Here is a 5,062-nt window from a genome sequence, read left to right on the forward strand (position 1 = left end):
GCGCGAAGATGAAGTTGCCGAGCAGGACCAGGAAACCGGCATTCGCGGTGTGCAGGTGATAGTCGACGGTATGGTCGTCGACCGCGACGATCGTCTCCACGTCCTTGAGGAACATCGCCCCCTGATAGCCCATCTTCATGGCGTGCAGGTGGGTGTAGACCACGTCGTGCGCGGTCAACGGCGTGCCGTCCTGCCAGCGGGCCGCCTGGTTCAGGTGGAACCGCCACCGACGCGAGCCGTCCAACTGCTCCCAGTGGGTGGCCAGATCCGGGAACGGGTTGATCTCGTACCACTCGTTCAGCACGACCCGGTTGTAGATGTTGTTGCAGGCAAGATAGCCGGCACTGCCGGTTACATTGCGGTAGACATCATTGAATTCAACTGCGTCGTGTGGCGTGGCCACCACAAAATCTACTGGCATACGCGCCTCTTTCTATCCTGAAAGAAAATGACAGGAATGGGCTTGCCGGGACTGATCGCTATAGGAGGTCACCGTGCGCACACGGCGGCAGGTTGTCGGTCTCCGTCGGCCACCGGCGTTGCAGGAACCGGGGCTTGGCCCGTTCGATCCGTGGGTCGGGCACTGGCACCGCGGCGAGCAGTTCCCGGGTGTAGGGGTGCCGGGCCTCGGTGATCACCTGGCGGGTCGGGCCCAACTCGACCATCTGGCCGCCGTACATCACGCCCACCCGCTGGGAGATCTCGGCGACCACCGCCAGGTCATGCGCGACGAAAAGGTAGGAGACCCCGCGCTCCCGCTGCAACTCCCTGAGCAGGCTCAGGATCTCCGCCTGGACCGAGACGTCCAGCGCCGACACCGGTTCGTCGAGCACGATCAGTTTCGGGTTCAGGGCCAGCGCACGGGCGATCGCGATGCGTTGCCGCTGGCCGCCGGAGAACTCGTGCGGAAACTTCCGCAACCCGGTGGCCGGTAGGCGTACCTGGTCGAGCAGGGTCCGGGCCTTCTGGGCGTTGGCCGCCAGGCCGTGGATCTGCGCCGGCTCCGCGAGGATGTCCGCCACCGTCATCCGGGGATCCAATGACGTGTACGGGTCCTGGAAGACCACCGAGATCTCCCGCTGCAGTGCGAGGTCGCTCCTGCCCTTGCGTTGGGAGACGTCCCGGCCCAGGAAGAGCACCTGCCCCGAGGTCGGCTGTTGCAACCCGAGAATGGTGCGTAACAGGGTGGTCTTCCCCGAACCCGATTCGCCGACGATGCCGAGGGTCTCGGCGGAACCGACCGAGAAGGAGACCGCGCAGAGGGCGTGCACGACCGCCTGTCCACGTCGCCGGGCCGCCCTCGGTGCCCGGAAGTGCTTGACCAGATCGGTAACCCGCAACAGCTCGGTCGCCGGCGGCTCCGGCGTGGCCGCGCCGGCCCGCGTCTGCCCGCTCATGGCCTCTCCACCGAACTGTCCGTGCTGATCCTCGGCGCCAGAGACAGCAGCTTTCTTGTGTATTCGGAGCGCGGATTGTCAAAGAGCGAGAACACATCCTGCTCTTCGACGATGTCGCCTTGATACATGACGGCGACCCGGTCCGCGATGCCGGCGACCAGGGCCAGGTCGTGGGTGATGAAGAGCATCGCCGCGCCGGTGCGCTCCCGGGCCATAGCGAGAGTGGCCATCACCTGGGCCTGCACCGTGACATCCAGGGCGGTGGTCGGTTCATCGGCGATGATCAGATCCGGGTCGTGCACCATGGCCAGGGCGATCGCGATTCGTTGCCGCATGCCGCCGGAGAGCTGATGTGGATACTGATCGAGCCGCGCCTGCGCATCCTTGATTGCCACGCTCTCCATCAGCTCGGCCGCGCGCCGACGGGCCTCCGTCCGGTTGACCGCGCTGGTCAACCGCATCGAGTCCGCGAACTGGGTGGCGATGGTGAGCACCGGATTGAGCGTGGTCGACGGGTCCTGGAGGATCATCGCGATCCGCCGACCCCGGTATTCCCGCCACTGCTCAAAGCTCAGATCGGTGAGCTCATTACCGGCGAAGACCACCGAACCGGTGCCGACCGCGTTGGTCGGCAGCAGCCCCACCACGGAGAGCCCGGTGAGCGACTTGCCTGAGCCGGACTCGCCGACCAGGGCCAGCACCTCACCCGGCTTGATCTCCAGGTTGATCGGCTTCACCGCCGTCTGCGGGCCGAACCGCACCGACAGGTCCCGGACCGTCAGCAGCGCCGCAGGTTGCGATGCCTGCGCCTGCTTCTCCCTGGTACCGGTACGCCTGCTCCGAGCCGTACGCCGAGGGGTGGTCAACGGGTTGTCCGGCGCGGACTTCGGGTTGAAGGCCTCCCGCAGTCCTTCCCCGACGTAGTTGACCGACAGCACGATCGTAATGATCAACAAACCGGGGAAGTAGAAGAGCCACGGCCGGGTCAGTACCGCCGACTGGGCGTTGGCCACCAGCAGGCCCAGCGAGGTGTCCGGTGGCTGTACACCGAATCCGAGGAAGGAGAGGCTGCTCTCGGCCAGGATGGCCACACCGAACATCAGCGTGCCGGCCACCACGATGTGGTCGGAGACGTTGGGCACCAGGTGCCGGAACATGATCCGGGTCGAACTGGCTCCCATCACCCGGGCCGCGTCGACGAAGGCCAACTCACGCAGGCTCAGTACGACGCCCCGGACCAGCCGGGCCACCGAGGTCCACATCAGCGAGCCGAGGACCATCGCCAGTCCGAGCCAGGAGACTCCCCGGCCGGCGACCAGCGAGCCCAGGAACGCGGCCAACGCCAGGGTGGGCAGGGTGAGCACCAGATCGACGGCCCGCATCACCGTGGCGTCGACAAGACTGCCGAAATAGCCGGCCACCACCCCCAGGACCACACCGATGAGACTGGCGATGATGGTGACCGAGAACGCAATCAGCAACGACTGCTGCATGCCCCGCAGGACCAGGGCCAACAGGTCCCGACCGAGGGTGTCGGTGCCCATCGGGTGTGCCAGCGACGGCGACTGGGAGAGGTCCGGTGTGATCTCGGCATGGTCGTACGGCCAGAGCATCGGCAGGAAGATCGCCGTCAGGATGACGACGAACAGCACACAGAGCGCACTCATTCCCACCTTGTGCCGAACGAACCTACCGAAGGTGACCGCCAGCTTGCCGGCTCCCGCCTCACCCATCGGATCGGGCGACGGCACCGGATCAACCAGCGGCGCCGGTTCTTTGAGCAGGTCAGGATTTGGCATAGCGCACCCGCGGATCCACCAGTCCGTACAGGATGTCGGCGATCAGATTGAACAGAACCACCGCGGTCGCCGCGATGAGCAACCAGGCGAGTACGGCGTTCGTGTCCCGCAAGGCGATCGACTCCAACAGGAAGCCCCCCATGCCACGCCACTGGAAGACCGTTTCGGTGATCACCGCTCCGGAGAAGACAACCGGGAGGTCCAGCGCGACGATCGTCACGATCGGGATCAGCGCCGGACGGACGACGTACGAGCCGACGATCCGACGCCGGGAGAGTCCCTTGAGTACGGCGAACCGGACGTGGTCACCGGCCAGCCCCTCCGCGACCGCAGCCCGCTGATAGCGGCTCCAGGTCGCGAAGTGCGTCAGGGCCAGCACGATCGTCGGCAGGACCATGTGCCCGGCGATGTCGGCGACCAGCGGGAGGAATTCCCTCGGTGCGGGCACCGAGACCGCCCCAACCGTGTAGAAGGTCTGGTAGCCGGTCGCGTTGTTGAACGCGATCCCCCACTGCTTCAGCAGCACCGCCAGCCAGAACGACGGCAGCGCCAGCAGGATGAACGCGCTGGGGGTCAGGATCAGATCCGGCCAGCGCCGCTGGTGGAGCGCGGAGACCGTACCGGCGAGCAGGGAGAGCACGAGCGCGATGATGATGGCCAGGATCACTAGTCGTAGGGTGACCCCGACCCGGCTGCCCAACTCCACCCCGATATCCCGGGTGGCGATGGTCGACGGGCCGAAATCTCCGGTGACGAGGCCCTGTAGCCAGGACAGATAGCGCACCGGCAGTGGGTCGGTGAGACCCAGCCTGGCCTCCTCGGCTGCGATCACCGACCCCGGGACCGGCGGCTGCCGGTCCCGGAGCTCAGCCAGCGGATCACCCGAGACCGAGATCACAGTAAAGATCACGATGGAGGCGAGCAGCAAGACCAGGACGGCGCTTGCCAGCCGTCTAAAGATCAGCTGAACCATTCCCCAGCTCCTCCTTCCCTCGGGTAGATCCGCATTCAGATCACCACGTGTCTCTGGCTAGACCGGACGGATCCGGCCCCAGTGCCACCAGGGCACCGAGTAACCGACCTGGTCCGCCCAGCCGAAGAACTCCCGGCTACGGGCGAAGTACGTGCCGTACCAGAACAGGGGCACCCATTCGGTGTCCCGGGCCCAGACCTCCTGCAGCCGCTTGTAGTGCTCGCCGCGTTCGGCGAGCGTGCCCGCCGTACGGGCGGCGAGGTAGGCGGCGTCCACGTCCGGGTTGTGGTGCTGGGCCATGTTGCCCTGCCCACCGCTGGAGTACTTCGGGGCGGTGATCTCCGGGTCGGGCGCCATCGAGCCACCCACGATGATCAGGTCGAAGTCGTGTTCCGCGCCGACGCGCCGGGCCCAGTCCGGCGAACTCAACCCCTCGAAGCTGACCTCGAAGCCGATCTCGGCAAGCTGACGGACCATCATCTCCGCCAACGGCTTGTGACCGTGGAAGCTGTCCATGTAGAACATCGACAGCCTGGCCCGCACACCGGAGGCGTCAGCGGTGACGCCGGCCTCGTCGAGCAGGGCGCGGGCCTTCGCCAGGTCGTGGCCGGGCGCCTTGGCGTCCGGGTTGAACGCCCACTGCACCGAGCCCAGCAGGTAGTGGTCCCAGGCCTGGGAGACGCCCGGATCGCCCAGCTCGGCGATCTCGTCCCGGTTGACCGCGTACGCCACCGCCTCCCGGACCCGCTGGTCCTGCCAGAGCGCACGGCCGTGGTTGAAGTCCAGCAACGCCATGCCCGGCCCCTGATCGGTCATCAGTTCGACATCCGCCGTCGCGCCATCGAGCAGATAGAGCCGGTCCCGGGTCAGGGTGTCCTGCGGGAAGAAGTGCG

Annotated in this window: 5 protein-coding genes; all 5 read right to left on the reverse strand. The window is 66.6% G+C overall.

The features are described from left to right. On the reverse strand, window positions 1-421 hold a 421-nt coding region (locus C5N14_RS27505), incomplete at its 3' end, for an ABC transporter substrate-binding protein (protein WP_243640094.1). Between the two features lie 58 nt (window positions 422-479). Further along, window positions 480-1,397, reverse strand: coding sequence for an ATP-binding cassette domain-containing protein (locus tag C5N14_RS27510; RefSeq protein ID WP_117672210.1), 918 nt, complete (start codon window positions 1,395-1,397; stop codon window positions 480-482). Then, window positions 1,394-3,196 carry a dipeptide/oligopeptide/nickel ABC transporter permease/ATP-binding protein gene (locus C5N14_RS27515; protein WP_117672212.1) on the reverse strand — a complete coding sequence of 601 codons (1,803 nt, stop codon included), beginning with the start codon at window positions 3,194-3,196 and terminating at the stop codon, window positions 1,394-1,396. The genes C5N14_RS27510 and C5N14_RS27515 overlap by 4 nt, the downstream gene beginning before the upstream one ends. Continuing rightward, entirely contained in the window at window positions 3,183-4,169 is a 987-nt protein-coding gene (locus C5N14_RS27520; RefSeq protein WP_117672214.1) for an ABC transporter permease, read from the reverse strand. Before C5N14_RS27520 ends, C5N14_RS27515 begins: the two co-directional genes overlap by 14 nt. A gap of 57 nt (window positions 4,170-4,226) precedes the next feature. After that, window positions 4,227-5,062: ABC transporter substrate-binding protein (locus C5N14_RS27525; protein ID WP_133305771.1), on the reverse strand; the 836-nt coding region annotated here is incomplete at its 5' end.

The organism is Micromonospora sp. MW-13 (genome assembly GCF_003434305.1).
In the GTDB taxonomy this organism is placed as follows: Bacteria; Actinomycetota; Actinomycetes; order Mycobacteriales; family Micromonosporaceae; genus Micromonospora.

What these genes read in the sequence shown, in the direction of transcription:
- C5N14_RS27510 (WP_117672210.1), bottom strand. Translation starts at nt 1,397, where the DNA reads ATGAGCGGGCAGACGCGGGCCGGCGCGGCCACGCCGGAGCCGCCGGCG.
- C5N14_RS27515 (WP_117672212.1), bottom strand. Translation starts at nt 3,196, where the DNA reads ATGCCAAATCCTGACCTGCTCAAAGAACCGGCGCCGCTGGTTGATCCG.
- C5N14_RS27520 (WP_117672214.1), bottom strand. Translation starts at nt 4,169, where the DNA reads ATGGTTCAGCTGATCTTTAGACGGCTGGCAAGCGCCGTCCTGGTCTTG.